This window comes from Streptomyces apricus, from assembly GCF_008369065.1.
GTDB classification, from domain to species: Bacteria; Actinomycetota; Actinomycetes; order Streptomycetales; family Streptomycetaceae; genus Streptomyces; species Streptomyces apricus.
In genome coordinates this window covers 1-931 of the sequence record NZ_VDFC01000252.1, presented here as the reverse complement: position 1 = coordinate 931, position 931 = coordinate 1, and the positions used below count along the sequence as shown (strand labels likewise).

Annotated in this window: 2 protein-coding genes; both read right to left on the bottom strand. The window is 74.1% G+C overall.

What is annotated here, in order from left to right:
• The coding region (locus tag FGF04_RS39520) for an SRPBCC family protein (RefSeq protein WP_149516208.1) at nt 1–539 on the bottom strand (539 nt) is incomplete at its 3' end.
• Between the two features lie 104 nt (nt 540–643).
• A partial coding sequence (locus tag FGF04_RS41795; RefSeq protein ID WP_223146459.1) for a hypothetical protein occupies nt 644–931 on the bottom strand: 288 nt, incomplete at its 5' end.

Genomic DNA, 931 nt, shown 5'->3' with positions numbered 1-931 from the left:
CCGCCACGCTCCGGCCCGTGCCCCGGGGGCAGATGCACGGTCCGACGTCCGGCGGGCAGACTCGGGCCATGAAGCGCATGGACTGGACGCACTACCGCTTCCGCAGCCTGTGGGACCTCGCCGCCCCGCCCGGCCCGCATCATCAGGGCGTGGTTGGCGCGGAAGGCGGGCCTGCCCGGCACCGCGAGCCGCCGCAGCAGCGGCTTGGTGACGTGGACCTCCTGGTCGTAGCGGGCGCGGGTGCCGGTGCCCGCGGGGGTCAGCGTCCAGCGCGCCCAGCCGTCCACGTCACCGGTCATCGTGATCCCCAGGACTCCTGCGTCCGGGTCGCGGCGCTCCTCCCGGGCGGTGAACACCAGGTCGTACGGCAGCACCGAGCGGATGCGGATGATGCCGGTGACGTCGTCCACGGGTGTCACCTCGCGCACCTGGGGCCACCAGAGCGGGTAGTGCTCGGCGTCGGCCAGCGCGCCGTAGACGTCGCCGGGCGGGGCGGCGAGGTCCCACAGGCTGCGGAAGCGGTAGTGCGTCCAGTCCATGCGCTTCATGGCCCGAGTCTGCCCGCCGGACGTCGGACCGTGCATCTGCCCCCGGGGCACGGGCCGGAGCGTGGCGGATCTGAGTACGTCCTGAGTACGTCCGCTCATGTCCTGCGGCGTGACCCGGGCCACACTCCAGGCATGACGAACATTCCGCCGCCCGCCGAGGAGTTGCGGATCCTCGACCGCGAGTTGTGGCAACTGGACGGCCGCAGGGCCCAGTTGCTGGACCGCCGGGCCTGGCTGCTGGAGGCGCTCCGGTCGGCCGGGCCCCAGCCGGCCCAGGACCGGGACCGGTTCCGGAACTGGGCACCGCCCCAGGCCCCCGCGCCGGCTACGACCAGGAGGTCCACGTCACCAAGCCGCTGCTGCGGCGGCTCGCGGTGCCGGGC